The following is a 25,303-nucleotide window of genomic DNA, read 5'->3' on the forward strand; positions in this document are numbered from 1 at the left end:
AGATGTATCTTCGTTGGGGTCAAAGTTTTCATCCACTGAGAAGTAGATATTATCGTACCACCAACTAGTAGCGTTACCACTACCTTGGTTGGTGACTGTCCAGGAGATGTTAAGGGTTTCTCCCCAACTAACTTCGGTGAGGGTGGGTGTGATGTCAGTAACGATTAAATCTGGTAAATCTGGTAAATCTGAAAGCAAAGTTACAGTCATAAATCACTCTTTCTTAGAATAGTTATTGCTTATATACCGTCATTTATCGGTCTTATACTGCCTTAGCGTTACCCGTCTCAGTCAATATAAATACAGATGACTCCAATGGATTTTGTAGTATGTCTCTTTTTTGACCAATTTTGTGGTAACTATCGTTGCCTGTTTGGCTGGGAGAAAAACGATTGTTTTAGCTTGTGTATAGCTTTACCGGACTGCATAGCTATAACCTAAATAACTATCATCATTACCGTAGATAATAGGTTAAATTATATTACACATAGTGATTTAAGTCGCGGTATTTTACTTAATAGGTTTCTAACAAATTTAACTTTAGTAAGTTAAGTACAACTATCTAAATTTTTACTACTAAAGTTACTTATATAACAGAATAATTCTAGCGTCAATTTATTGTTAATTTTATTTACCAAGAAGCTAGGCAAGGGTAAAAAAATCTCTCCCCAAGCTCAAATTGGCTGATTTTGACTGATTCGCTATGATGGAATATGTACAGGAAAATACAGGAGTAGGTTTTTAGATGATCATCAATAGTCTTACCTAAGCATGACCATGGAGACTTCTCAGCAGGGGGTAGGGGTGGGGAATTAGTTTGCAGCATGGGGAGAACTATGTCAAATTACAATAGGCGATCGCTGAAGCTTTTTTGTTTTATACCTGAAGGAGTATTAAGCGATTACTCTTAATCCCTATTGATTTTTAATTACTTATGCACGCTCTTTCTATTCCCACCTGGATTATTCATGTTTCTAGCGTTATTGAGTGGATGGTCGCCATTTGGTTAATCTGGACTTATGGAGAACTGACTGGGAATCGTACATGGTGGGGATTATCTCTTGCTATGTTACCAGCTTTAGTGAGTGCCATGTGTGCCTGTACCTGGCATTACTTTGATAATGCAGGATCTTTAGAATGGCTGGTGACCCTGCAAGCTACTATGACCTTAATTGGTAATTTTACACTTTGGGCAGCTGCAGTATTGATTTGGCGTTCTACTAGGTCACAGGAGAAAACTGAGACCGTCCCTACCCAACCTAGCGAATTAAAGTCATGATCTCTAAAGAAACCCTATTTGCTCTTTCCTTGTTTCCCTACTTGGGTTTTTTGTGGTTTATGAGTCGTACTCCCCAAACGCCGCGTTTAGCCCTTTATGGATTTTACGGAACCCTGGTATTTGTTGCCATTACCATCCCGGCGGGAATTTACTCGCAATTACATTATGGGGTTTCCTTGGCTAATGTGGATTGGTTGCATGGAGGAGCAGAAGTTTTTTTAACCCTTACTAATATTCTGGTAGTGTTGGGGTTCGCCCAAGCGGTAAGAGAATTAAAAATGAAAAATTAACGCCCTGCGCAGATAACACTCGGCAAAAATGCCAATACCATTAATAATTTATAGGCATAGATAAATGGAAGTAATACCAGCAATTGACTTACTAGAAGGACGCTGTGTTAGGCTTTATCAGGGAGACTACTCCCAGTCACAAGTTTTTAGCGAGAACCCGGTGGATATTGCCAAACAGTGGGTTGACCAAGGCGCAACCAGATTACATTTAGTTGACTTAGATGGCGCTAAAGCTGGTAAGGTAGTTAACTTGAAAGCTATTGCAGCCATTGCTGAAGCGGTATCTGTACCCATTGAAATTGGTGGAGGGTTACGCGATCGCACTAGCGTTCAACAAGTATTTAATTTAGGAGTAGAGTGGGCAATTCTGGGAACCATAGCCGTAGAACAACCCCAACTAGTACAAGAACTCTGTACAGAATTTCCCGAAAAGATTATCATTGGTATTGATGCTCGTAACGGACTAGTAGCAACTCGCGGTTGGTTAGAAACCTCGGAAGTTTTAGCCACCCAGCTAGCTGTGCAAATGCAAGAACTGGGTGCAGCAGCCATCATCTACACAGATATTCACCGTGATGGTACACTCATCGGACCCAATTTAGCAGCTTTAAGAGAACTAGCACAACAAGTTTCTATCCCCATCATCGCCTCTGGTGGAGTGAGTTCTGTGAGCGATTTATTGAGTCTCTTGGGTTTAGAAACACAGGGACTAAAAGGCGTAATTGTGGGTAAAGCCCTATACACTGGTGATATTTACCTCACAGAGGCAATAAAGGCTGTAGGACCTGGGCGTATTCAAGATGTGCCGCCCAATTTTGATTCCAGGTTTGCTTGACCATAAATTATACCTTAATTCATCCGTGAACACAACATCAGCCAACAACTCAACTTCGGTTTTTCGTCTGTCTCCGTTAATTCGGCTGACACTATTAAGCTTATATATAGCACTCACCATCCCATTACCGTTTTTATCCCAGGTAACAGCCGCGCCCATACCCCCAGTATTATTGTGGGTAGGAATTAGCATTGGCTTTGTAGGTTTATATGGGGTATTGACAGAGCGAGTAATTGTGGATGAGCAAGGGATTCAAGTTACCTACCCCACCTGGGTTCCTAGCTTGTTTCGCAAAGGATGGATTTTATCTTGGTCAGATGTGAAAGAATTAAAACCCCGTTCCACTGGTCAAGGGGGACTAGTTTATTATTTTCTCAGTCGGGATGGAAAAGCTTATTTATTACCCATGCGCGTAGCTGGATTTTCCCGCCTGGTCAAAACAGTAGAAACCAGAACCGGAATTGATACTACAGATGTTCGCACCTTAGCGCAACCGTGGATGTATGTAGTTTTGTTAGTATTCACCCTGCTGCTGTTATTGGTAGATGCTTGGACTATTAATACAGCCTTAGTCATTGGTCATTAGTTATTCAACTTGGAAAATCACAGCCACACCACCCAAATCAGGTTAGAACAAGTTAACTTGTTTGCCAAGCTCAAACCCCAACTTCAGGGATACCCCATACTACAGGATATCTCCTTTGGGGTGTTTCCAGGCGATCGCATTGCTATTGTCGGTCCATCCGGTGCTGGTAAAACTTCCTTATTACGCCTGATAAACCGCCTGTGTGAACCTACTAGAGGTAAAATTTATCTAGGAAATCAGGAATATAACCAAATTCCTACTATACAGTTGCGCCAGGAGATCACACTGGGATTACAAGAATCAAAACTGTTAGGAATGACAGTACAAGAGGCTTTAGCTTATCCCTTAATTTTGCGTGGTTGGTCTCAAGAAAAAATTGAACCCAGAATTAACCATTGGATAGAACAACTCCACATTCCCAGTGAATGGTTAACAAGGACAGAATTACAACTCTCTACCGGAGAGCGACAACTAGTAGCGATCGCCCGTGCTTTAGTCATCCAACCAAAAGTTTTATTATTAGATGAACCCACCTCTGCTTTGGATGCTAGGACAGCAGCCAATCTCATGGAAGTCTTAATTCAGCTAAATCAAACTCATCAAACAACAATTTTGATGGTAAATAACCAGCTTGACTTAGCTCGGGTCTTCTGCACCCAATTATTATACTTAGAGCAAGGTCAGTTATTGACAAATCAAACAGCATCTGAAATCAATTGGATTAACCTAAGAAAACAGTTGACAGAATCGGAAACCCAAGCAACCCAAGAATGGATTTAATCCAATTAAGAACGTTGACTAATAACTGTAGATGTAGAGCGTGAGTGAGTGAATCTTTCCTTGCTTAACCTAGTTGGCGGTTGCGGAACATTGGATTTTAAACTTTCCATGTTAAATCTATATCCCACATTGCGGATAGTTTGAATTAAACTAGGTTGTCGAGGATCAAGTTCCACTTTTTTGCGTAACGACAAAACATGAGTATCAATAGTGCGGGGATTATCAATCGCATCAGGCCAAGCACGACGCAATAATTCCGCACGACTCAAAGCTACTCCTCCAGCCTGTGCCAAAACGTATAGTAAACTAAACTCTTGAGGCGTTAAATCAATAAACTCGCCTTGGAAACGTACCCGACGCTGTACCAAATCAATTTGCAAACTGCCATAATCTAAATAAGCTGGTGCAATGGGCGTGCGTTTGCGGCGAATTATTGCCTCTACTCTAGCTAAAAACTCCTGCATTCCAAAAGGTTTACTAAGATAGTCATCAGCTCCGGCCTTTAAACCTGCTACAATATCAGCCTCATTAGTACGAGCTGATAGCATCAAAATTAAAGGTTGTTGCTGACAATGTAACCAGCGACAAAACTCAATACCATCACCATCGGGTAAATCAGCATCTAGAATTACTAATGTTGGCTGTTGGCTTAAAAATAATTCCCTTGCTTGATAAATGCTGGCGGCTTGATGGACACGATATTCCAACTGTTGCAAGTGCCATCCCAGCAACGACCTTAGATGGGGATTTCCCTCAACGATTTCAATACAAACCGAACCCACAGCGGCAATACCCCTTAGCGTTGATGAATTTCAAAGTAACAAGCCCATGCCCAAGGTTTTGTATTCTTCGTTACTGACATTAGGATTAATTTTAGATTTTCTCATCCTCAAGGTAGTAAAATCCTCAACTGATGCTTTACCCAAGGCTAAGTTAGTTATATTCTTTAATTTATTCTTAAATTTTTGTTAGTCTAAACAAAATGTGTTTTTCTGTGAATATCATCCTAGGGATGGGTGTATTTTACCCACAAACTCTCAACAGGGTGAGACGAAGTTAACCTATATCTGAGTTTTCGCCGGTTTTGGATTAAATATGGTAAAAATATATGAATGGATATCCTAGTAAATACGGAAACTTGCCCCCAGTAATTATAAAAATAGCTTATAAAACTATTGTCTTCTAAATTTTATGGAATACCATAGGATTAGCTTCTGGGGGGGAGGATCTAGCCTGAGCTAGATATTGCGTCCTTAATGTGAAGGCAAAAAGGTGAAAGTAACACTTCACATTTGAGCGTGAATCGTTTACAATTCTCATTCTAAAGAGATTAACATAGCAGTTATGCTCCAAGACACACAAACCATCCGCTATTACCAACGAGTGACTGACGCCTTCGTCGAGCTATGGAATCGCGGTTATCGGACGGACGATATGCGGATGTATTTGGATGGGTATCTAGCCGCACTGCGACAAAGCAACGCTATTGAACCTATACTGATTCATCGCCTAGAAGAGGAAGCTAGCCGTTACCTGTACGATCCATCTAATTTTGCCAGAACTCAACCAGAAGCACAACTTGATTACTATTAATGGCTTATTTAATCCTTTATAACCAGCCACTAGTAGTTTGCTTAATTGTCAACGCTGTTAATTATATCATATTTCTAGCGTTTGTCAATTTTTTATTGGTATGAAATTCTCGTGCCATTTCGTTTATTGATCACGGTTACATCCCCACCCATAAGGATGTGCGGTTGCAGGCGTGATCAATAAAGTTAGCAACCCCATCGGGAATGGGGAATTACCAGAGATGACCTTAAGAAGCCAGTGCCACTTCTACCAATTGCTGCAGTTCACCGTTTTGATAAAGTTCAATCAAGATATCTGAACCGCCCACAAATTGACCGTCAATATAAACTTGAGGAATTGTCGGCCAGTTGGAATATTCTTTAATACCCTGACGAATTTCGGGATCTGAGAGAACGTCAACTGTTTCAAAGGGAACCGCCAAGGTGTTGAGAATCTGCACAACGTTGTTAGAGAAACCACACTGAGGCATCAACTTGTTTCCCTTCATGAAAACCATGATTTTGTTTTCTTGTATCAAATTATCGATTTTTGCTTTGGTTTCTGGAGTCATGGAATTTTTGTTTCCTATGTTGCTAATAGCCAAAATATCAATAGTCAGTTTAGGAAGCTGCTACAGCTTCCCAGGCTGCGGGAGTGTAGGTTTTTAGGGCCAAGGCATGAATTGCTTCAGTAGACATGGCTTGTCGCAATGCGCCATAAACTAACTGGTGTTGTTGTACCAGTCCTTTATCGGCAAACTGCGATGAAACCACGGTTACTTGATAGTGGTCACCGCCACCAGTCAAGTCTTGCACCTGAATTTGGGCATCTGGCAGTTCAGCCTTAATCATCGCCTCCACCTGCTGCGGATTAATCATCGCAATTCCTGAAAAAACTTACCTTTATATTATTAACAGATACAGCTAGGCAACATATGCTTTTTGGTTTTAGGCAGACTGACCAGTTGAGACTTTCCAGAAGATGAGTAGAATTTATCGACTTGAGGAAGAGTTAGCCCCTGGCCTGGGAAAGGGTGCATCCACAAAACCTAATTCAAATAACTGCTGATAGGCCTTCTGTCCTAAATCCCGTGTGGGATTTTGACTCTTAATAATCTGAATTAACAAAGGGACGGCTAAATGGGGTTGATTTTGCGCCCGATGTACTAGGGCTAACTGATAGGTGGCTTCGTCTCGCTTTTGGGCTGTTTCTAGGGCTTTTTGGCGCTGGGAATCGGAAATGCGAGGATCAATACCGGTAAAGCTGGCGTTTAACTCTTGATAGAAATTAGATAATTGATTATAAAGTTGACGAGCATCCTGGAGTTTTTTCGCCGCTAAGGGGTAGTTTTGCTCCGAAATAGCCGCGGCGGCTTCTGCCATCAGCCGTTCACCGCCCTCTATACTCAAAATGCTGTTACCTTGTGTAGGACGCAGAGTGTTGGCATCGTTGGGTTCAACGATTTGTACTTGACTATAGAGACTGGGTAGCTTTTGTACCTGAGCATTGACAGGTGATAGTAGGTTGAGAACTGCTATCAATGATAAAGCCGTGGGGCTAATTAAAGAGGGAACAGCAGCAGATTTCATGGGATCAAGTAGTGCAAATGTGTGGCAAACATCGAAACTTCTAGGTTGCTCTGAATTTAGACTGAAAATCGGCGTAACAGAGTTCCCATTCCTCCTGTATAATAACCAAAATAGCGCCTATGAATGAGCAAGCTAATTCCTCTGGTTTTTCCTAGACAGGTATGCCAAGCAATTTAGGAATGGTTTTACAGCGCGCCGGTGAAGAGTTGATTTTAGAAAAGGCTTTAGACCGCTTCACCGTCCGTCCCTCAACTAAATTTACCTCCGAACAATTATCTCAGGTTAACTGGGGTATTTGGCAGTTTAGCATTCCTCAATCACATTTAGAAGTTTTTACAGTCCCACCTGACCAGTTAGAGTTGGCTATGTCCCAAGCACGAGGTGCTGAATATGTAGCTTTTGCCGGTCATGTTTACACAATTAAAGATCATCCAGAAACTTTTGTTTACCTGAATGACCAAGTTACTATTCAATTTGGCTCTGGGGTAGATTCTGCGACAATTGAGGCGATCGCTTCTAGATTTGGTTTAGTTCCACACAAGCCAGTCCTGGGTATTCCTAATACTTTTGTTTTTCTGGTGAGCAAACAAGCCACAGAAAATCCCCTGAAAATTACTAACCAGTTACAATCCTGCTCAGAAGTATTAGTTGCTGAACCTAATATCCTGATTAAAACTGAATTACATTACAGACCTGGTGACCCCCTATATCCTCAGCAATGGTATCTCCACCACAATGGCGGTAACCAGTTGGTAGCTGGTTCTCATATTTCCGTAGAAGGCGCTTGGGATATTACCCGCGGTGTCCGTTCTGTAGTTGTCGCCATTGTCGATGATTCTTTTGACCTGAACCATCCAGATTTTCAAGGTAAGGGCAAAATTGTTGCTCCTAGAGACTTGAGAAACAATGGTTTTTTACCTATACCTGGCGAAGGACAAACCAGTCATGGGACTGCTTGCGCAGGAATAGCTATTGCCGAAGAAAATGGTCACGGAATTGTGGGCGTTGCTCCTGGTTGTGCATTGATGCCCATTCGGAGTACTGGTTTCTTAGATGATCAATCCGTTGAGGATATGTTTGACTGGGCGATTAATCAAGGGGCTAGTGTGATTTCTTGTAGCTGGGGAGCTGCTGCTGTATATTATCCCTTATCTTTGCGCCAACGGGCTGCCATTACCCGTGCTGCTACTACAGGTCGCGATGGTAAAGGTTGCGTGGTAGTGTTTGCAGCGGGAAATGCTAACCGCCCCATTAACGGGGTTGTGTATGAACAGAATTGGCCAAGAAATTTGTTACAAGGAAATACAAATTGGTTAAATGGATTTGCCGTACATCCTGATGTAATTACCATTGCAGCTTCTACTAGTTTGAACAGGAAAGCTGCTTACAGTAACTGGGGCACCAATATTACAGTGTGTGCTCCTAGTAACAACGCCCCACCAGTATTTTCATTTCAGGGTCGGGGTTTTGTCAATACACAACCCGATATTACTACGACTCTTCACGGACGGGGAATTTTAACTACTGACCAAGTAGGTGCAGCAGGTTATGATCCTGGTGATTTTACCAATAATTTCGGCGGTACTTCCAGCGCTACTCCGATAGTCGCGGGTGTGGCGGCATTAGTTCTGTCAGCAAATCCTAACTTGACCGCCCAGCAGGTAAAGTTAATTCTAGAGGAAACTGCTGATAAAATTGTCGATTCTCACCCTGACCCTCAGCTAGGTATTCAAGCAGGTACTTACGACAATAACGGACATTCTCAATGGTTTGGTTATGGCAAAGTGAATGCAGCTAGGGCGGTGGCAGCAGCAGTAAAAATACGTACTTCTTCATTGCCCTTGAATTTACATATTAGGGGTGAAAATTTCTGTGAGGTCACTATTCCAGATGATAATCCAGATGGGGTCAAAAGTGCGATCGCCATTACTGAATCCCACCCCATTAAAGATATTCAAATAACAGTTAATATCACCCATGATTTTTTAGGCGATTTAGAAATTTATCTAATAGCTCCCAATGATCGACAGGTGTTATTACAAAGCCGCACCTTAGGCCGCCGCACTACTTTACACACAACCTACACAATTAGCTCCCGCCCAGCCCTCAAACAATTACTATCCCTTTCATCTCAAGGAATTTGGCACTTATGGTTAATCGATTATTCCCCACAAGATGTAGGAAAACTCAATCATTGGTCATTAGTGATTGGAGTTGCTGATATTTTTGATTCTTGATTACTTAATGCTTGTAGGGCTAAAGCTAAATCCGCTGTGAGTTTTTGGGCATTTTGTTTGACATTTCCCATAGTGTAATCAATTACATTTAATCCAGTTCCAATATCAATCTTTACATCTGTGCCCCACCCAGGATAAAGTTGACTGTACTTAATATTAATAGGTATAATTTTGATATTTAATCCCGGCTGGGTAGATTCAGCAGTCAAAGAGAGACGACCAATTCCTGGTTTTAAGGGGTGAACTTGACCATCGCGATAAATATCACCTTCTGGATAAATAACTAATATTTCCCCTTCTTGAAGCAATTCAACAGCATGACGCAGACTAGCAATAGCTGGACGCTGAGGATCCACAGGAAACCCTCCCATAGTTCTGACGAAGCAGCCCTGTAGTCCTTTACATTCGTCAATACTGACCATAAACCTTAAATCCCGCCCTGTGACATAGCGACCACCAGCATAGGGTAAAAGCAGTGAATCCCAGCGTGAGCGATGGGTAGGAGCTAGGATCACAGGGCCATTCAAGGGAATATTTTCCTGTCCACTGATGTCAATTTTACCAAAGAATAATGGTAAAAGAAGCTGTCCTCCTAATAGATACAATAAAGGACTTAACCAAGGAGATATCCGCGAGGTAAGAGTATTTTCCGTAGTATTACTCGTAAATTTAGTATAAACTTGCATAATCATAGTAAGTATTGGTTGTCCCATCAGCCAAGGAATCGTTGATTAATTAAACCCTACTGTCTGTTTGGTAAATTGTCTTAGGACTACTGGACAGTTTTAGATCTGTCCATGGTTTTGCTGACGACGATTTGCAAACCAGGCTTGTAATTGCTGACGACAAGTTGACTCTAAAATACCTCCCATGACCCTGAGACGATGATTAGAAGCTGCGCCATCAGGGATATTGGTAACAGTACGAACCGCGCCAGTTTTAGGATCGTCCACTCCATAGATCAGCATTCCTAAACGTGCTTGGACAATAGCACCTGCACACATGGGACAAGGTTCTAGGGTGACGTACAGGGTGCATTGATTTAAGCGCCAATTATTGCAACTTTTAGCAGCTGCTCGTAAGGCGATGATTTCTGCGTGAGCTGTGGGATCTTGGTCGCGTTCTTTTCTGTTTTCTCCTGAAGCAATCAAATTTCCAGTAGCATCAACAATTACAGCACCTACTGGGACTTCACCAGCATCAGCGGCGTTTTGTGCTAAGTCTATAGCGCGACTCATCCATTGGCGATGTATGAGGTATTCTGGATATTCAATTAACATTGGGACTTAGTGTTAGTCAGGTCAGGGCTTTTTCAAGCCCCTGGCTTTAGGCGTGGTATTTCTGGTACACTGGCTAATAGTGAATCTAGTTGAGCTTGTTTATCTAGCTGATAAAGGTCATCACAACCACCAATGTGCTGATTATTGATGAAGATTTGTGGTACTGAACGGCGTCCATGAGCACGTTCAGCCATTTTTGCTCTAGCTGCTTCGTCGCCATCGATTTTATACTCAGTAAATCTTGCACCTTTCCACCAGAGTAATATTTTGGCACGGATGCAATAAGGACAGGTTTGCCAGGTATAGATTTCAATATTTGCTTTAACGCGTTCTGGATGGCGACCAAAAATGGGGTTGAGGAAATCCAGCATATTTTTCTAGGGGAGTTTTTTGACAAGTATATCTTTTACTTAACGATGGTCGGTCAATATAGTACTAATATACTATAAAATAGGTGGTCAAAAATGCTTATGAAGGTCAGCAGCAAAACTTAACACTTGTCTTGGTAGATAGTATCGTCCACGTGTATCCGCACTTTGGTAGACTTGAAGACTGAAATAGCCAAATAACAAAAAGCTAAGTCAAGCACTTAAGAGGGTGAATCTGTGGAAAATACACTGGGATTAGAAATTATTGAGGTAGTAGAGCAAGCAGCGATCGCGTCTGCAAAGTGGGCAGGTAAAGGCGAAAAGAACACTGCTGACCAAGTAGCCGTGGAAGCGATGCGGGAGTGCATGAACAAAATGTATATGCGTGGTCGCATTGTGATTGGTGAAGGGGAGCGTGACGAAGCTCCGATGCTGTACATTGGGGAAGAAGTTGGCATCTGTACTAAACCGGATGCTCAAAAGTACTGTAACCCTGAAGAACTAATTGAAATTGATATTGCTGTTGATCCCTGCGAAGGCACAAACCTAGTCGCCTATGGTCAAAATGGCTCAATGGCGGTTTTGGCAATTGCCGAAAAAGGTGGTTTGTTCGCTGCGCCTGACTTTTACATGAAGAAGCTAGCAGCACCAGCCGCAGCCCAAGGTCATGTAGACATCAACAAGTCAGCAACTGAAAACCTAAAAATCCTCTCTGAGTGTTTAAACCGCGCAGTTGAGGAATTGGTGGTTGTGGTCATGGATCGTCCCCGCCACAAAGCCCTGATTCAAGAAATTCGCAATGCTGGTGCTAGAGTCAGACTGATCAGTGATGGTGACGTTTCTGCTGCTATCTCCTGCGCTTTTGGTGGTACTAATATCCACGCTTTAATGGGTATCGGAGCAGCTCCTGAGGGAGTGATCTCTGCTGCGGCTATGCGATGCTTAGGAGGGCATTTCCAAGGACAATTGATCTACGACCCAGAAGTTGTGCAAACAGGTTTAATTGGGGAAAGCAGAGAAGGCAATCTCGCACGGTTGAAGGAAATGGGTATTAATGACCCTGACAAGGTTTATAATGCTGAGGAATTAGCCTCTGGCGACACTGTTCTATTTGCAGCTTGTGGTATTACCCCGGGTACTCTTATGGACGGTGTCCGCTTCTTTAAAGGTGGTGCAAGGACTCAAAGCTTGGTAATTTCTAACCAGTCCAATACAGCAAGGTTTGTCGATACTATCCATATGTTTGACCAACCAAAGAATCTGCAACTACGTTAGAGACTTGAGGGGGTGGAGACTGGGGAAGAATATTCTTTATCCCTGGGACTTCATCCCCCAATCTTTATAATCAATTATCGAATAATCAATCATCCATTAGCAATTACCGATAAATAATGAATATTATCGTGGTGGGGTTAAGCCATAAGACCGCCCCAGTAGAAATCCGGGAAAAGCTAAGTATTCCAGAACCACAAACCGAAACAGCTATCGCTAATCTGACTAGCTATCCCCATATTGATGAGGTGGCAATACTTAGCACTTGCAACCGTTTAGAAATATACATTGTCACCAGTGAAACTGAGCGGGGTATTAGGGAGGTGACCCAGTTTCTCTCTGAACACAGCCGCTTACCTCTACAGTCTCTACGTCAACACTTATTTATGTTGTTACATGGTGATGCTGTGATGCATCTGATGCGAGTGGCGGCTGGTTTGGATAGTTTGGTACTCGGAGAGGGTCAAATTCTGGCTCAGGTGAAAAATACTCATAAACTGGGACAGCAATATAATGGTATAAAAATAATTCTGAACCGATTATTTAAGCAAGCTCTCACAGCCGGTAAGCGTGTGCGTAGTGAAACCAGTATTGGTACTGGTGCGGTTTCTATCAGTTCCGCGGCTGTGGAGTTGGCACAAATGAAGACAACTAATTTATCAGATTGCCGAGTCGCAATTATCGGTGCGGGGAAAATGTCACGTTTGTTGGTACAACACCTGATTTCTAAGGGTGCTACACAAATTAGCATTGTTAATCGCTCTCAAGAACGCGCCCAGCAATTGGCAAATCTTTATCCCGATCAGCCTATATATACTTATGTGCTATCAGAAATGATGGCGGTAATTGCCAAAAGTGATTTAGTATTTACAAGTACTTCTGCTACTGAACCTATACTTAACAAAAGCAGGTTAGAAAAAGTTGTCGAGCCTCATGGCTCTTTGATGTTATTTGATATTTCTGTGCCGCGGAATGTGGATGCGGATGTCAATCAACTGTCCCATGTCCAAGCCTTTAATGTGGATGATTTGAAGGCTGTTGTGGCACAAAACTATGAAAGCCGTCGCCAGATGGCTGAAGAGGCTGAAAAACTTTTGGATGAAGAGATTTTGGCTTTTGATATTTGGTGGCGATCTCTAGAAACAGTTTCTACTATCAGTTGTCTGAGAAATAAGATTGAAACCATTCGTGAACAAGAATTAGAAAAAGCCTTGTCCCGATTGGGTGCCGAATTTGCTGACAAACATCAAGAAGTGATCGAAGCTCTAACAAGAGGAATCGTTAATAAAATTTTACACGATCCTATGGTACAATTGCGTGCACAGCAGGATGTTGAAGCCCGGCGCAACTGTATGCAAACCCTGCAAATTTTGTTTAATTTGGATGCAGGGAATTTAGCTAATTGACCTATCCCCCTTCCTGGCTAGAGTAAGGACAAATGGAGAAAAATCATCGATCATCAATGACACAATTATCCCCTTTGTCCCATACTCCACACCTTACTCCCTAGCTTTTCGATCTGTTGGGTTTGTTCTTCGAGTCGCACCGCTAGGCGATCGCACACTAAATCACATATCTGAAATAAGATAGGGTCAGTAATTTCATAGATTACATTCACTCCCTCTGGTGTTCTTTTGACAATACCACCCTGTGCTAAAACTTTGAGATGCTTGGATACGTTAGCCTGTCCTAGTCCTGTTTCCATAATAATTTGTGTAACATTTTTAGGCCCAGTCTTTAAGGAACATAACACTTGTAGCCGACTCACTTCTGACAAGACTTTGAAATAATCTGCAACTTGGCTGAGGGCATCTGGAAATATCTCTGACATAGAAAATTAGTTGTTTTACATTTATTATTGACTATCTTACCATATGGTAATATAATCTGATAAAGACAATGGACAATCTCAGAAACTAATATTGAACCACAGGTAAAATCTTTGGTTGTTAGGCAAGTCCGTTGATATGGAGAAACTAAGATGTTATTCCGCCAACTGTTTGATCATGATACAAGTACATATACTTATCTGATTGCCGACGAGACTAGCAAAGCAGCTATTCTAGTAGATCCGGTGATAGATAATGTAGAACGGGATTACCAATTAATTAGAGAATTAGGTTTAACACTGCGCTACTGCTTAGAAACACATATTCATGCTGATCATATTACAGGTACTGGTAAGTTACGTGAATTAACTGGATGTTTAGGAATTGTACCAGAAAACGCTTCAGCTAGCTGTGCTGATCGGCAAATTCAACACGGGGAAATTCTCAAATTAGATGAGATTACCATAGAGGCGATCGCCACGTTAGGACATACAGATAGTCATATGGCCTATTTAGTTAATGGTGAAAAGCTATTAACAGGAGATTCCTTATTGATTCGTGGTTGTGGTAGGACTGACTTTCAAAGTGGTGATGCGGGTAGTTTATTTGATGCAATTACCCAACGCCTATTTACACTACCCGATGAAACCTTAGTTTATCCAGGACATGACTACCGGGGACATACCGTCTCCACCATCGGTGAAGAAAAGCAGTTTAACCCACGCTTCCAAGGACGGACGCGAGATAACTTCATTGAGTTCATGGCCAGTTTAAACCTACCAAATCCCCAAAAAATCATGGAAGCAGTACCAGCAAATCAACTTTGTGGTAATGCTTGAATAGTTTAGGATTAACACCAGCAGGTAACAATATGATTTCAGAAACTAAATTGCAATTAATTGACGCTTCCACCCTCAAAGACTGGACGGAAAAACAACAAGTACAACTGATAGACGTGCGGGAACCTGGAGAATATGCAGCCGAACATATTCCCGGCGCTCAACTTTTACCGCTGTCTCAATTCCAAGCAGAAAAAGTAGATTTTCCCCGTCACACTAAAATTGTGCTGTATTGTCAATCAGGAAAACGCTCTCACCAAGCAGCACAAAAACTGATTACTGCGGGTTTCTCAGAATTTGCTCAACTCCAAGGAGGAATTACAGCTTGGAAACAGTTAAATTATCCCACTAAAATTAATAAAAACGCCCCCATTAGTTTAATGAGACAAGTACAAATTGTAGCCGGCTCATTAGTATTTACAGGGACGATTTTAGGTGCTTTTGTTTCACCTTGGTTTTTAATTTTGAGTGGCTTTGTTGGTGCTGGTTTAGTATTTGCTGGAGTCAGTAATACCTGTGCTATGGGAATGTTATTGGCGAAATTACCCTACAATCAACGTGTGCAATGATTACATGGATATTAGGACATATCCTAGCAGCCGGGATTGGTATTAGCTTAGGGTTGATTGGCGGTGGTGGATCAGTTTTAGCATTACCAACTTTAGTTTATGTCATGGAAATAGAGCCGAAATCTGCTGTAGCCATGACCTTAGTAATTGTAGGAACCGTAAGTTTAATTGGTGTAATTCCCCATTGGAAACAGGGAAACGTCAATTTAAAAACAGCATTTATCTTTGGTTCTGCTACGATGTTGGGGGCTTTTGCCGGTGCTAAAATCGCCAATCTACCATTTATTACAGGTAATTTGCAAATGCTGCTATTTGCAATCATGATGTTGCTAGCTTCTGGGTTAATGATTCGGCGTAGTGCTAAATCAACAGTGAAACAGCCTGATATATCAGAAATTTACACCAAGCCCATTTGTAAATACTGTTGGTTGTGGCTAGTCAGCGAAGGCTTAGGGGTGGGTATATTAACAGGATTAGTGGGAGTTGGGGGAGGATTTGCGATTATACCCGCTTTAGTTATATTGGGAAATATACCAATGAAACAGGCTATTGGTACCTCGTTAGTAATTATTGCTGCTAATGCTGTATCTGGGTTTGTAGGGTATTGGGGAGAAGTGACTTTAGACTGGAATATTATCGCGTCATTCATTATAGCAGCCAGTATTGGCACTGTTCTGGGTGCTTATCTATCTCAATATGTTGATGGCAAAAAATTACAAAAATATTTTGGTTATTTTCTATTGGGAGTAGCGGCTTTGATTTTATTCCAAAACCGCAGTATTCTAGAAGAGTTTAGCCCCAAAAGAGCAGCTGATCACAATCCAAATTATCAACAAATACTGCGTATTTGATTTGATGGAGGTAAAGAAAAGACCGGCAGAATAACTAATTATTTACAGTTATATTACTGTCCTAAATAGGCTTCTAATACTTGGGGATTGCTTTGTATTTCTGTGGGGGTTCCCTCAGCTAAATTTTGACCCTCCGCCATCACCCAAACGCGATCGCACAAGGACATAATTACATCCATATTGTGTTCAATAATTAAGAATGTCATACCGTCTTGGCGGTTCCAAGTACGAATGCGATCGCAAATATCATCTATGAGTTTGGGATTGACTCCGGCAGCAGGTTCATCTAATAAAATTAACTTAGGATTGGTCATTAAGGCCCGTCCCATCTCCAATAACTTCCGCTGTCCACCGGACAAACCGCCAGCATATTCATGGGCTTTGTGTGCTAGTCCTACTGATTCTAGTAGTGACATTGCCTGTTCCTGGAATTGCTTTTCTTCCTGAGCTACAATGTGAGGCTGTAACTGTACTGGCCAAAACTTTTCTCCTGTTTGCTTTTGTGCAGCTAAGAGCATATTATTTAATACCGACAACCGCGAGAGAGTCCGCGCCACTTGAAAAGTGCGAACTAATCCCTGTTGGGCGATTTGGTATGATTCCAACTGCTCAATAGGTTCCCCATCAAAAATCACTCTTCCCTTATCTGGGCGAATGAAGTTAGAAAGTAAGTTAAATAAAGTAGTTTTACCAGCACCATTAGGGCCAATTAAGCCAGTGATACTACCTTGATTAACTTCAATTCTGGCCTCATGGACTGCTTTAACGCCACCAAAGCTTTTACAAAGTCCGCTAGCTGCAAGTAGTGGAACTAGAGGGGGTTGATTATTCATCATAAAAAATTGACTGATAACTGTTGAGTAACCAATGTTGCAGAATATGAACTGCTTATCCTGAAGCAATTACTTACCTAGGGTGAGTTCATCTTTTTTACCTAAAATACCTTGAGGTCGCCAAATCATCAGTACCATCAAAATCAGACCAATTACCATGATGCGAAATGCGCCCAATTGGTCAGAAGATAAATTTGTAAAAATTCTCGGTAAAAATTCCCTAGTCATGGCATCGTAAGTAAAGAAAATGACAGATCCTAAGATGGTGCCAATATTATTACCAGAACCACCTAAAATTACCATAATCCAAGCATCAAAGGTAAGTTGTGGTTGAAAATTATCAGGGTAAATAGCGCTCAGTTGCCAAGCAAACAAAGCCCCAGCAATACCAGCGATCGCCCCTCCCAGCATCAGGGATTGGACTTTATAAGCAAACACGTTTTTACCCACTGCTTTGGGTACTTCTTCATCTTCACGAATAGCTTTAAGCACCCTTCCCCAAGGCGATTGCACCAGAACTTCTAAGCGCCAGAATACAAATCCTAATACCAAAAGTGACAACAGCATCAAACCGGCTGCAGGTTGATCATCATACAAGCCAATTAAGCCAGAAATATAAATTGCCGTTGTCAGCAGGGCGAATATAATTCCTACTCCCAGACGAGAAACTAATTCTTGCTTTTTACTGTCAGTTTTGCGAGCATCGGCTAACAGAGATTTTTGGGCGGCGCGAACCCATCGCCACAAACCCCAAAAAGTCGCCAGCGCCAACACCGTGAGCAATCCCATCATCACCAGTCTCAAAAACAAATTGGGGGGTGTGGACAGAAAAGGTATAGGATAACTTTGGACACCAAAAGCCCCAGATACCCAGGTATCTCTCACCGGTAATTCTTGATTGTTCACCACCAAACGAATTAATTCTCCCACGCCAATGGTGACAATAGCCAGATAATCTTCCCGTAAGCGCAGAGTGGCAAAACCAATAATTAAACCTAACAAAGCTGCTACTATTGCTCCTGTGATGGCTGATATTAGCAAGGGGATACCCTGAAGGCTTAACAACACTGTGGTATAAGCCCCCAGAGTCATAAAAGCAACATGACCAAAGTTAATTAACCCCGTATTTCCCCACTGTAGATTCAGCCCCAAAGCAAACAAGGCGAAGATGGCGGTAGAAATTGCTAAAAAAGTGAGATATTCAACCATACTAATTTATTTAATAGACTCTCAGCACTTAAACTCTCTAACTGTTTCCTATGTGTAGGGAATGGTCAGGGGGTAGGGTAAAATAATCTTGGGAAGCATCACTAATTCATGGAATTAACGGGATAATCGCTCCCCAACCATAAAAACTGTATAAGGCTAGGCACCGGATGGCTCTGACCTTACATTAAACTTGTTTTTGAAGCAATACTTTATTTGAGATTTCCCTATGGATGCGAAGGCACTTTGGCAACGATACCAAAATTGGTTATATTTCCACAAGGGATTAGGACTCTACTTAGACATCAGTCGGATGGGTTTTGATGACGCTTTTGTAGATTCGTTGCGGCCGAAGTTTGATAAAGCGTTTGCGGATATGGCGGAATTAGAAAAGGGTGCGATCGCCAATCCTGACGAAGGCCGCATGGTGGGACATTACTGGTTGCGAAATCCTGATTTAGCACCCACACCAGAACTTACCCAAGAAATTGTCCAAACCCTCGAACAAATCGAAGCCTTTGCGGAAAAAGTCCACACAGGTGCTATTCATCCTCCCCAAGCCAGCCAGTTTACCGATATTATATCTGTTGGTATTGGTGGTTCTGCACTAGGTCCTCAATTTGTGGCTGAAGCCCTCAGTCCTGACTTTCCACCCCTGAAAATTCACTTCATTGACAATACTGACCCAGCAGGTATTGACCGCGTTCTGACTCGCTTGCAAAATAGCCTAGCTACAACTTTAGTTGTAGTCATCTCTAAGTCTGGAGGAACACCGGAACCACGCAACGGGATGATTGAAGTTAAAGCCGCCTATGCAGCCCAGAATTTAGACTTTGCTCAATATGCTGTGGCCATTACTAGCGTTGATAGTAATTTGGATCAAGTCGCCAAAAATGAAGGCTGGTTAGCCAGATTTCCCATGTATGATTGGGTGGGAGGACGGACATCAGAAATGTCCGCTGTGGGACTAGTACCGGCCGCCTTACAAGGCATTGACGTTCGGGGTATGCTTGAGGGAGCCAAAGAAATGGATGACGCTACCCGCGTCCCCGACTTGAAAAATAACCCCGCGGCTTTATTGGCTTTGTCTTGGTATTTTTCCGGTAATGGTAAAGGCGAAAAAGATATGGTTGTCCTACCTTATAAGGACAGCTTACTGTTGTTTAGTCGGTATTTGCAACAGTTGGTAATGGAATCTTTAGGTAAAGAAAAGGACTTAAGCGGTAACACTGTTTATCAAGGTATCGCCGTTTATGGTAACAAAGGTTCCACAGACCAACACGCCTACGTCCAGCAATTACGTGAGGGTGTACCAAATTTCTTTGCTACTTTGATTGAAGTCTTAGAAGACCGTCAAGGTAAATCTGTAGAAATTGAACCGGGAGTTACATCAGGAGATTTTCTGTCCGGTTTTCTCTTAGGAACTCAACAAGCGCTGTATGAAAATCAGCGCGATTCCATTACAGTCACCATTCCCCAAGTCAACCCCAAAACCGTAGGGGCGTTAATTGCTCTGTATGAACGCGCTGTTGGTTTATACGCCAGTTTGGTCAACATCAACGCTTACCATCAACCAGGGGTAGAAGCTGGTAAAAAAGCCGCAGCGGCTGTTCTCGACTTGCAATCCCAGGTAGTAGCTCTATTACAACATCAAAAAACTCCCCTTTCCCTACAAGAAATTGCCGAAAAAGCTGGCGCATCTGAGAAAGTTGAGGCAATTTACAAAATTGTCCGCCACTTACACGCAAATGATCGCGGTGTATCATTAGAAGGGGATCTAGCTAAACCCGCTAGTTTAAAGGTTTCTGCTGCTAAATAAAGTTAAATTAGTCCTGATATCATATCACATAATTGTTGTATATACAACAATTTTTTTATTCTTCAGCATCTTAGATCACATCTATCTAGGATGCTTGACAGTTATGGGCAAATATTAAGTTACTCAGTCGTAGTTGCTAACTCCCGGAGAAAGTAAAAGCGATCGCTTTTCCAATTTTGACCTTTAACTCTTCCTAAGTAACCTGTTAGCGGTGAGGAAAGTTCTATTAAAATCTCGTACATTTCTTCTGGTTGCAGTGGTTGTGATGGTTGGGAACCGAAATATGCACCGTGTAGGGCTTCTACTCCTGCTAAGTCTATCCCTGAGTTTTGCTGATAATTTTTGACTAATTGAATAATGTGCGATCGCAAATTGATATCTCTGTAAAGTTGATTGATATATTTTTCTACTTGTGCATCACATTGACCGGGTTTTAAATATTCTTTGAGTTTAAATAAATCTACTGAGTTAGGATAGTTATTTTGGAGTTTGACTAATTTTTCAAGTGTTTCAGGATTAAGAATAGCCATACCTTGCGTTTTTGCAGATTTTTGTAGTTGGTTTGTTGGTTTACCCGGACCAATGATGATTTTAGTAGCTTGATAAAAAAGTTCTGGTTCCCGTAACATTCCCAAATTTAACAGTTGTACTGCGCTATCATTAGGAATTCTTTTCCCTGCTTTGCACTCACCAAATAATGGGTATGGTTGGGAACAAAATAAATCTAAACCACCGGCACCGCCTTTATGACTATAATCAACGGTGAATCCTAAAAATTCCAAGCTATGACGCACCACATTTTCAAAGTCCGTCCCGGCTTGATAGTTACTTTTCCCCTCATCTTGTTGTATACTGCGATCGCCTAATGCGGCAATATTATTTATCCAACCTAAATCCTCATTCGGTTGATAATTATCTTCTCGACTACTCCAACCTAAAAACCTTTTGATATCATTGTCTAATGCTTGCGCCCCTGGGTTGCTCATGCTCAGGGACACTATTGCACTTTGTAAATCTTCTAGTTCTGGGTGTTTGGGTGGTTCCAGGTTTTCTAGTTGCTTTTGGCGTTGAGCGAAAATGCGATCGCTCAATACTGGTTTTGCCTCCGCAGCAGTAATATTAGGTATACCGAGAAATTTACCAATTTTGCCCTTAATATCGGGGGTGAGTGCAACTTGACAAGGCTCAGACAAATGATAAACTCGCAGGTAAGCTAAAAAAATATGTTGTTGTTCTAAGATTTGTTTCAGGGTTGCTGTTGTCCAGATTGTTAACTGAGATAAAACTTCTAACGGCTGAGTCTCGTCCAACATTCGGCAAAGTTCACATCTCGCCCAAGCTTTAATAGTAACTTTTTCAGAGTTCACTTGTTTGATGACACTTTGAGCAATCGGTAAAAAATCCGGGCGATAGTATTGTTCAATTCGCAACTGATGTATTGAAGAATTAACAGGGTAAAGAGCAAATTTATCACCCCTATTCAATAATTTACGAGGTATAGCTGCAATAATTCGCCCTTGTACTAACGCTTCCACATCGCCACTAGGTAGACAAAGGGCTTTATAAATTAAAACTGATTGGCTCATGATTAACTAAACAAATCGCTTAATTCGTCTGACTCATCCGATTCATCTGTTTCACTTAAATTTGTAGGATTAAACAACTCATCTAAAACATCGCTATCATCAGCATCTGGTAATATGCCTGATGGGTCGCTTAAAATCTCTCGTAATAGAAGATTATCAATGGTAATTTTATTTTGAGTAATAATATCCAAAATTTGTGCCTCTGTTAAATCATAGTTTGAGCACTTTTGGTAAATAGAGTAAATTGCGATCAGTGGGCGAATTTGTTCTTCTATTAAATCGACGTGTTCTCCTCCTTTTTGGGAGATGAGTTCTTCCAGGAGTTTGTAAGCTTGGGAATTTTTATTCATTTTTTGTATCTTGTCTTGAGACCGCACTAAACAACCACGACTCAAGTCAAATGTTTGATAATCAATTAAACGTTTTAATCCAGCACATAATGCAGACTGAGAATCCTGGATGACAGACACGCCAATTTTCACATCTGCGCCATTCTCTGTACCAATAATTTTAAAGTTGATCCAATTTTTATTCTGTGATTTAGGCTTGACATCCCGGATAATCTCATCAATTTTCACTCCTTCTAAGGTCTGATTGATCAATGTCTCAAAACCAAAATATAGAGATGCAGCCAGCATATTATTATCCTCTAAGTAATCTTTAGCATTGACATTACTTTCTTTTGTAAATGCCAGTTCAAACCGTGACAGTGGGTCTGAGGGTAGCTCATCCACCTTAAAATTCTTGGCGCACCATTGCAAAGCTTCTCTGACAGTTGGTTTCTTGTTTTTGCCGTATTCTCTCAGTTCACCTTCTCTAAATGGGTAAAGTGGATGAGGAGGAATTAATTGTTTTGAATGATAAAATTCTTGGAGCCAAACACTAACTAAATCAACCATAGAATCACTACTAACATATTTTAATTCTATGGGTTTTCTCTGAGTGAATTTAGAAATTCTATCCGGTGTACCCCCCGGTATTGAATTGACCTTTTCTCTCCATGTTTCGGGTAGCATTACTGTGAGAAAAACAACTCCTTGACTAAGTTCTGAGTTTTCGAGAGTATCATGGAGAATTTTCACCAAATTAGCAATTACGCTTTCAGTGGGTAAGCCATCTTCAGTGGAGTTGTTTTTAACATCTATTTCGTCAAAACAAATAATAACCGGATTATAGAAACTAACTAAATTCAAGATTTGCTGAATATTTTTCAGGGCTTCAGCTTCTTTGTCTTGATTGCTTTTAGGAGAATTAGGTAAACCCAACTCATCAGCATTGACTTGAGCTAATTCTTCACCAGATAACCATCTAATGGCAAAAGGGGCTTGATTTTCTGAGAGTGTCCACAAAATAGCCCGGAGGATATAGGGATCTGCATTGGGTTTATTTTTCAGCACTTGTGCTTGCAAGACATTCATGAGATTTTTGTTTTTGTCCAAACTATTTTTATATGCTTGGTCAAACTTTTTAACTAACTCTGCTGGTTGGGAGCAATTGTCACCTCTAGTTTCGTTGGCCATGGCTGCGGCTACTTCCTGCCACTGCATTACCCCTTGACTACCAGTTTCACTCAGACTATCTGCTAAGGTTTGCTGAAATTGGTACTTCACCAGATTTAAATCTGTATAATTATTACCACCTGCATAGACAAATAAAGCACCGCCTTTTGCTTCTAATTGATGACGAATGCGGCTGAGAAGATGAGTTTTACCAACTCCCTGTTGTGCAGTGATCACAATGGAAGTCACTTTATCTTGGGTAAATTGACTGGTTCGCACAAATTCAATGGCTTCAAAAACTTTATTAGAAGCATGAGCATTTAAGGTTGGTACGTCGGGGACTCCCTTACCCCAAACGTCCTGTTCTTTAACGATACCGGCGTTAGTAAAGGGATTATGATTTTTAATAGCGGCGTTAACGACTTCTATGGAGGAAATAGGGGTATTTGTCATGATGAATCAATGTGGTGGGAGGAACTACACAGTGTGGAAGCAATTTGATTAACTCAGGCGTTGAGCATAGGAACGTAGTTGTGTACCTTCCATAGATATCGAGTCTTCTCGTTTATCAGGGGTAAAGTCTGCTATTTCTCCAGTAATCAGCTGCAAAATGTCCTCAGCTTGCATTTCGATTAACCAGGTGTTGAAGTTCTCACGGCTCACCCGCTCCCCTATGGTTCTCCTGATGCGATAAATAGGGACTAAATCATCTAAGTTGTAGTTCTGGTTGAGTTGGTCGTAAACTTCTAATGCCACAGTTTTAAATTCTTCGTAGGAAGAAATAACCGCAGACTTGACCCCATCACTCGACGCCACAGATAGAGTTGATCCCCCATTCATCTGACTAATCCACCGCAGCAACGCATTGGCTACCCAAGTCCCGACAATAGTCCCCTCAAACTGAAAATCACCACTGCTCAAACCCTCTCCCAACATCTCCAAACCTATGGGAGAGGTGAGAGAAAATTTCTTTTTAGAAATGGAAATTGCTCCTGCTGTTTCCAACTCTTTAAATATGTGCCGATAGTCTCCTACCTTCTTACCCTTAGTGACAATTCGTTTAGTAAGTTGACCCTGGTTAACCTCTACCTCCATTCCTCCCATATCCCACAACGCCAGCAGCACGCGTGTTTTAGCTTGAGTATCCTGTAAACCTTTTTCTCCTGCGCCCATGCCATGTGTCCTATATGACTATCAATTTCATGGTAATATTATTTTGTCATCTTAGCCACAAAAAACTTTTAGTTATAAAAACTTATATCCCCGACTTCTTAAAGAACTCGGGGATCGGAAATTGGTAGTTTTTATTTCAACACAAAAAATTAACCTTTCACGCATCTCTCCTGGTAGGGGAGATGTCAACGAATTTGGCTACCAGACTTAGTTAAACTCTTCCAGTTGGTCTAAGCGTAACCAAATATTTGGCGTTGGTACTTTCCCAAATTTTACCAAGGCGTAATCACCTTTAACATCAACAATTTCGCCCTTGCTGTCAAACAAATATGAAGGAAAGCGAGGATCGCTGGCTTGTGCTTCCAAACTATTTTCCAGCTTCTCGCGAACAGCGCGAACCATATCCCCTTTTTTAACTGTCATAAATTTCCTCTTGAATTGCTTTTAAGAGGATTTTAACTTGTGGTCAGATGCAAATTCACTTAAGAATTTATTGCTGGTTTGTTTACACCCCAAACGTCTGAGACTTTTATCTATATTGCAATGATTCGTATTATGCTTAGACGACTGGCTTGATTATTGACTACCTTTGACTTTTAAAACATCCTCTAACTTTTACTTAGACTCAACATTCTAGGTGCAACCTAGGCAAAACGATCAAGTCCTCCTTCCAGTAAATTTCTTATGGTATCCCCAAAATCTGCTCCCTCTTTGGCTCTGGAAAGCTCATCAAAAATATCGCCATCTGGGGGTTGCTCTGTTAAAATTTGACGCTGTAATGTATAAAAATGGGTATATATTCCCTCTGTTTCTAGTTCTGCGGTAACTAAACAAAAGCCTTGGGCACCTAGATAATTTAAAAATTCGTGAATGGTTCTCACTCTTGGTCTGAGACGCTTACCATTGACGTATAAATTCATGATTTCATTGGTCATACCCCTACCAAGCAATTGTACCCGTATTTGAATAAATTGATAGGCTTTTCTTGTGCCTTTATAACTAGTATTCATT

Annotated in this window: 29 protein-coding genes; 13 read left to right on the top strand and 16 right to left on the bottom strand. The window is 41.4% G+C overall.

Annotation, left to right across the window (positions count from 1 at the left end):
• Window positions 1–210: CARDB domain-containing protein (locus IM676_RS00750; protein ID WP_200988537.1), on the bottom strand; the 210-nt coding region annotated here is incomplete at its 3' end.
• Window positions 211–934: 724 nt separating this feature from the next.
• Between IM676_RS00750 and IM676_RS00755 the strand changes: the two genes are divergently transcribed.
• The 5 genes from IM676_RS00755 to IM676_RS00775 all read left to right on the top strand — a co-directional run bounded on the left by IM676_RS00755 (window position 935) and on the right by IM676_RS00775 (window position 3,770).
• Window positions 935–1,279, top strand: coding sequence for a DUF2499 domain-containing protein (locus IM676_RS00755; RefSeq protein ID WP_200988538.1), 345 nt, complete (start codon window positions 935–937; stop codon window positions 1,277–1,279).
• Window positions 1,276–1,569: a DUF3593 domain-containing protein gene (locus tag IM676_RS00760; protein WP_200988539.1), complete on the top strand. Its 294-nt coding sequence runs from the start codon at window positions 1,276–1,278 to the stop codon at window positions 1,567–1,569. The genes IM676_RS00755 and IM676_RS00760 overlap by 4 nt, the downstream gene beginning before the upstream one ends.
• A gap of 64 nt (window positions 1,570–1,633) precedes the next feature.
• The gene (hisA, locus tag IM676_RS00765) at window positions 1,634–2,404 is read left to right on the top strand and encodes a 1-(5-phosphoribosyl)-5-[(5-phosphoribosylamino)methylideneamino]imidazole-4-carboxamide isomerase (protein WP_200988540.1); all 771 of its coding nucleotides are present in this window, start codon (window positions 1,634–1,636) and stop codon (window positions 2,402–2,404) included.
• Between the two features lie 25 nt (window positions 2,405–2,429).
• Window positions 2,430–2,990 carry a hypothetical protein gene (locus IM676_RS00770; RefSeq protein ID WP_200988541.1) on the top strand — a complete coding sequence of 187 codons (561 nt, stop codon included), beginning with the start codon at window positions 2,430–2,432 and terminating at the stop codon, window positions 2,988–2,990.
• Window positions 2,991–2,999: 9 nt separating this feature from the next.
• Window positions 3,000–3,770 (top strand): ABC transporter ATP-binding protein, encoded by a 771-nt coding sequence (locus tag IM676_RS00775; protein ID WP_200988542.1) that lies wholly within the window; start codon window positions 3,000–3,002, stop codon window positions 3,768–3,770.
• A gap of 5 nt (window positions 3,771–3,775) precedes the next feature.
• On the opposite strand, the gene IM676_RS00780 is transcribed toward IM676_RS00775, so the two are convergent.
• Window positions 3,776–4,552: a response regulator transcription factor gene (locus IM676_RS00780; protein WP_200988543.1), complete on the bottom strand. Its 777-nt coding sequence runs from the start codon at window positions 4,550–4,552 to the stop codon at window positions 3,776–3,778.
• Between the two features lie 562 nt (window positions 4,553–5,114).
• Between IM676_RS00780 and IM676_RS00785 the strand changes: the two genes are divergently transcribed.
• The gene (locus IM676_RS00785) at window positions 5,115–5,363 is read left to right on the top strand and encodes a DUF6761 family protein (protein WP_200988544.1); all 249 of its coding nucleotides are present in this window, start codon (window positions 5,115–5,117) and stop codon (window positions 5,361–5,363) included.
• Between the two features lie 226 nt (window positions 5,364–5,589).
• Here the strand turns inward: IM676_RS00785 and grxD are convergent, their stop codons facing one another.
• The 3 genes from grxD to IM676_RS00800 form a co-directional block, all read right to left on the bottom strand.
• On the bottom strand, window positions 5,590–5,913 hold the full coding sequence (grxD, locus tag IM676_RS00790; RefSeq protein WP_200988545.1) for a Grx4 family monothiol glutaredoxin: 324 nt from the start codon (window positions 5,911–5,913) through the stop codon (window positions 5,590–5,592).
• Window positions 5,914–5,962: 49 nt separating this feature from the next.
• The gene (locus IM676_RS00795; protein WP_200988546.1) at window positions 5,963–6,220 is read right to left on the bottom strand and encodes a BolA family protein; all 258 of its coding nucleotides are present in this window, start codon (window positions 6,218–6,220) and stop codon (window positions 5,963–5,965) included.
• Window positions 6,221–6,334: 114 nt separating this feature from the next.
• Complete coding sequence (locus IM676_RS00800; protein WP_200988547.1) at window positions 6,335–6,931, bottom strand: hypothetical protein; 597 nt, start codon at window positions 6,929–6,931, stop codon at window positions 6,335–6,337.
• Window positions 6,932–7,092: 161 nt separating this feature from the next.
• Between IM676_RS00800 and IM676_RS00805 the strand changes: the two genes are divergently transcribed.
• On the top strand, window positions 7,093–9,168 hold the full coding sequence (locus tag IM676_RS00805) for a S8 family serine peptidase (protein ID WP_200988548.1): 2,076 nt from the start codon (window positions 7,093–7,095) through the stop codon (window positions 9,166–9,168).
• Here IM676_RS00805 and IM676_RS00810 read toward each other — a convergent pair.
• The 3 genes from IM676_RS00810 to grxC all read right to left on the bottom strand — a co-directional run bounded on the left by IM676_RS00810 (window position 9,123) and on the right by grxC (window position 10,819).
• The gene (locus IM676_RS00810) at window positions 9,123–9,854 is read right to left on the bottom strand and encodes a lysophospholipid acyltransferase family protein (RefSeq protein ID WP_225880420.1); all 732 of its coding nucleotides are present in this window, start codon (window positions 9,852–9,854) and stop codon (window positions 9,123–9,125) included. The two genes, IM676_RS00805 and IM676_RS00810, sit on opposite strands and share 46 nt — an antisense overlap.
• 99 nt (window positions 9,855–9,953) lie before the next feature.
• Window positions 9,954–10,448, bottom strand: a complete 495-nt coding sequence (gene tadA, locus IM676_RS00815; RefSeq protein WP_200988550.1) for a tRNA adenosine(34) deaminase TadA — start codon at window positions 10,446–10,448, stop codon at window positions 9,954–9,956.
• Between the two features lie 32 nt (window positions 10,449–10,480).
• Complete coding sequence (gene grxC / locus IM676_RS00820; protein ID WP_200988551.1) at window positions 10,481–10,819, bottom strand: glutaredoxin 3; 339 nt, start codon at window positions 10,817–10,819, stop codon at window positions 10,481–10,483.
• 234 nt (window positions 10,820–11,053) lie between these two features.
• Here grxC and glpX point away from each other — a divergent pair, with 234 nt between their 5' ends.
• The gene (glpX, locus tag IM676_RS00825) at window positions 11,054–12,091 is read left to right on the top strand and encodes a class II fructose-bisphosphatase (RefSeq protein ID WP_200988552.1); all 1,038 of its coding nucleotides are present in this window, start codon (window positions 11,054–11,056) and stop codon (window positions 12,089–12,091) included.
• Window positions 12,092–12,207: 116 nt separating this feature from the next.
• On the top strand, window positions 12,208–13,494 hold the full coding sequence (locus IM676_RS00830) for a glutamyl-tRNA reductase (protein WP_200988553.1): 1,287 nt from the start codon (window positions 12,208–12,210) through the stop codon (window positions 13,492–13,494).
• A 65-nt stretch (window positions 13,495–13,559) separates the two neighbouring features.
• Here the strand turns inward: IM676_RS00830 and IM676_RS00835 are convergent, their stop codons facing one another.
• Complete coding sequence (locus IM676_RS00835; protein WP_200988554.1) at window positions 13,560–13,919, bottom strand: ArsR/SmtB family transcription factor; 360 nt, start codon at window positions 13,917–13,919, stop codon at window positions 13,560–13,562.
• Window positions 13,920–14,069: 150 nt separating this feature from the next.
• Here IM676_RS00835 and IM676_RS00840 point away from each other — a divergent pair, with 150 nt between their 5' ends.
• From IM676_RS00840 to IM676_RS00850, 3 genes are read left to right on the top strand one after another with little or no spacing between them, the layout of a single operon-like run.
• Entirely contained in the window at window positions 14,070–14,756 is a 687-nt protein-coding gene (locus tag IM676_RS00840; RefSeq protein WP_200988555.1) for an MBL fold metallo-hydrolase, read from the top strand.
• 32 nt (window positions 14,757–14,788) lie between these two features.
• Complete coding sequence (locus tag IM676_RS00845) at window positions 14,789–15,325, top strand: rhodanese-like domain-containing protein (protein WP_200988556.1); 537 nt, start codon at window positions 14,789–14,791, stop codon at window positions 15,323–15,325.
• Window positions 15,325–16,176 (top strand): sulfite exporter TauE/SafE family protein, encoded by an 852-nt coding sequence (locus IM676_RS00850; RefSeq protein WP_200990023.1) that lies wholly within the window; start codon window positions 15,325–15,327, stop codon window positions 16,174–16,176. Before IM676_RS00845 ends, IM676_RS00850 begins: the two co-directional genes overlap by 1 nt.
• Window positions 16,177–16,229: 53 nt before the next feature.
• Here the strand turns inward: IM676_RS00850 and IM676_RS00855 are convergent, their stop codons facing one another.
• Together IM676_RS00855 and IM676_RS00860 are read right to left on the bottom strand one after the other, a co-directional pair.
• On the bottom strand, window positions 16,230–17,012 hold the full coding sequence (locus tag IM676_RS00855) for an ABC transporter ATP-binding protein (protein WP_200988557.1): 783 nt from the start codon (window positions 17,010–17,012) through the stop codon (window positions 16,230–16,232).
• 66 nt (window positions 17,013–17,078) lie between these two features.
• Entirely contained in the window at window positions 17,079–18,218 is a 1,140-nt protein-coding gene (locus IM676_RS00860; RefSeq protein ID WP_200988558.1) for a branched-chain amino acid ABC transporter permease, read from the bottom strand.
• Between the two features lie 226 nt (window positions 18,219–18,444).
• On the opposite strand from IM676_RS00860, the gene IM676_RS00865 reads away from it, so the two are divergent.
• The gene (locus IM676_RS00865) at window positions 18,445–20,034 is read left to right on the top strand and encodes a glucose-6-phosphate isomerase (protein WP_200988559.1); all 1,590 of its coding nucleotides are present in this window, start codon (window positions 18,445–18,447) and stop codon (window positions 20,032–20,034) included.
• Window positions 20,035–20,153: 119 nt separating this feature from the next.
• On the opposite strand, the gene IM676_RS00870 is transcribed toward IM676_RS00865, so the two are convergent.
• From IM676_RS00870 to IM676_RS00890, 5 genes are all read right to left on the bottom strand, one after another.
• Window positions 20,154–21,620 (bottom strand): DUF1802 family protein, encoded by a 1,467-nt coding sequence (locus IM676_RS00870; RefSeq protein WP_200988560.1) that lies wholly within the window; start codon window positions 21,618–21,620, stop codon window positions 20,154–20,156.
• A 2-nt stretch (window positions 21,621–21,622) separates the two neighbouring features.
• Entirely contained in the window at window positions 21,623–23,572 is a 1,950-nt protein-coding gene (locus IM676_RS00875) for a P-loop NTPase fold protein (protein ID WP_200988561.1), read from the bottom strand.
• 48 nt (window positions 23,573–23,620) lie between these two features.
• Entirely contained in the window at window positions 23,621–24,292 is a 672-nt protein-coding gene (locus tag IM676_RS00880) for a hypothetical protein (protein WP_200988562.1), read from the bottom strand.
• A gap of 207 nt (window positions 24,293–24,499) precedes the next feature.
• Window positions 24,500–24,715 carry an NAD(P)H-quinone oxidoreductase subunit O gene (gene ndhO / locus IM676_RS00885; RefSeq protein WP_200988563.1) on the bottom strand — a complete coding sequence of 72 codons (216 nt, stop codon included), beginning with the start codon at window positions 24,713–24,715 and terminating at the stop codon, window positions 24,500–24,502.
• 221 nt (window positions 24,716–24,936) lie between these two features.
• Entirely contained in the window at window positions 24,937–25,227 is a 291-nt protein-coding gene (locus IM676_RS00890; RefSeq protein ID WP_225880421.1) for a hypothetical protein, read from the bottom strand.
• Between the last annotated feature and the right edge of the window lie 76 nt (window positions 25,228–25,303).

It is taken from the genome of Anabaenopsis elenkinii CCIBt3563 (assembly GCF_015245355.1).
Classification (GTDB): Bacteria; Cyanobacteriota; Cyanobacteriia; order Cyanobacteriales; family Nostocaceae; genus Anabaenopsis; species Anabaenopsis elenkinii.

Coding starts and splice junctions, on each gene's coding strand:
- IM676_RS00760 (WP_200988539.1), top strand. CDS start 1,276: ATGATCTCTAAAGAAACCCTATTTGCTCTTTCCTTGTTTCCCTACTTG.
- IM676_RS00855 (WP_200988557.1), bottom strand. CDS start 17,012: ATGATGAATAATCAACCCCCTCTAGTTCCACTACTTGCAGCTAGCGGA.
- tadA (WP_200988550.1), bottom strand. CDS start 10,448: ATGTTAATTGAATATCCAGAATACCTCATACATCGCCAATGGATGAGT.
- IM676_RS00830 (WP_200988553.1), top strand. CDS start 12,208: ATGAATATTATCGTGGTGGGGTTAAGCCATAAGACCGCCCCAGTAGAA.
- IM676_RS00840 (WP_200988555.1), top strand. CDS start 14,070: ATGTTATTCCGCCAACTGTTTGATCATGATACAAGTACATATACTTAT.
- IM676_RS00860 (WP_200988558.1), bottom strand. CDS start 18,218: ATGGTTGAATATCTCACTTTTTTAGCAATTTCTACCGCCATCTTCGCC.
- IM676_RS00870 (WP_200988560.1), bottom strand. CDS start 21,620: ATGAGCCAATCAGTTTTAATTTATAAAGCCCTTTGTCTACCTAGTGGC.
- IM676_RS00835 (WP_200988554.1), bottom strand. CDS start 13,919: ATGTCAGAGATATTTCCAGATGCCCTCAGCCAAGTTGCAGATTATTTC.
- IM676_RS00795 (WP_200988546.1), bottom strand. CDS start 6,220: ATGATTAATCCGCAGCAGGTGGAGGCGATGATTAAGGCTGAACTGCCA.
- grxD (WP_200988545.1), bottom strand. CDS start 5,913: ATGACTCCAGAAACCAAAGCAAAAATCGATAATTTGATACAAGAAAAC.
- IM676_RS00890 (WP_225880421.1), bottom strand. CDS start 25,227: ATGACCAATGAAATCATGAATTTATACGTCAATGGTAAGCGTCTCAGA.
- grxC (WP_200988551.1), bottom strand. CDS start 10,819: ATGCTGGATTTCCTCAACCCCATTTTTGGTCGCCATCCAGAACGCGTT.
- IM676_RS00880 (WP_200988562.1), bottom strand. CDS start 24,292: ATGGGCGCAGGAGAAAAAGGTTTACAGGATACTCAAGCTAAAACACGC.
- IM676_RS00875 (WP_200988561.1), bottom strand. CDS start 23,572: ATGACAAATACCCCTATTTCCTCCATAGAAGTCGTTAACGCCGCTATT.
- IM676_RS00800 (WP_200988547.1), bottom strand. CDS start 6,931: ATGAAATCTGCTGCTGTTCCCTCTTTAATTAGCCCCACGGCTTTATCA.
- IM676_RS00845 (WP_200988556.1), top strand. CDS start 14,789: ATGATTTCAGAAACTAAATTGCAATTAATTGACGCTTCCACCCTCAAA.
- IM676_RS00865 (WP_200988559.1), top strand. CDS start 18,445: ATGGATGCGAAGGCACTTTGGCAACGATACCAAAATTGGTTATATTTC.
- IM676_RS00805 (WP_200988548.1), top strand. CDS start 7,093: ATGCCAAGCAATTTAGGAATGGTTTTACAGCGCGCCGGTGAAGAGTTG.
- hisA (WP_200988540.1), top strand. CDS start 1,634: ATGGAAGTAATACCAGCAATTGACTTACTAGAAGGACGCTGTGTTAGG.
- IM676_RS00810 (WP_225880420.1), bottom strand. CDS start 9,854: ATGCAAGTTTATACTAAATTTACGAGTAATACTACGGAAAATACTCTT.
- IM676_RS00785 (WP_200988544.1), top strand. CDS start 5,115: ATGCTCCAAGACACACAAACCATCCGCTATTACCAACGAGTGACTGAC.
- ndhO (WP_200988563.1), bottom strand. CDS start 24,715: ATGACAGTTAAAAAAGGGGATATGGTTCGCGCTGTTCGCGAGAAGCTG.
- IM676_RS00755 (WP_200988538.1), top strand. CDS start 935: ATGCACGCTCTTTCTATTCCCACCTGGATTATTCATGTTTCTAGCGTT.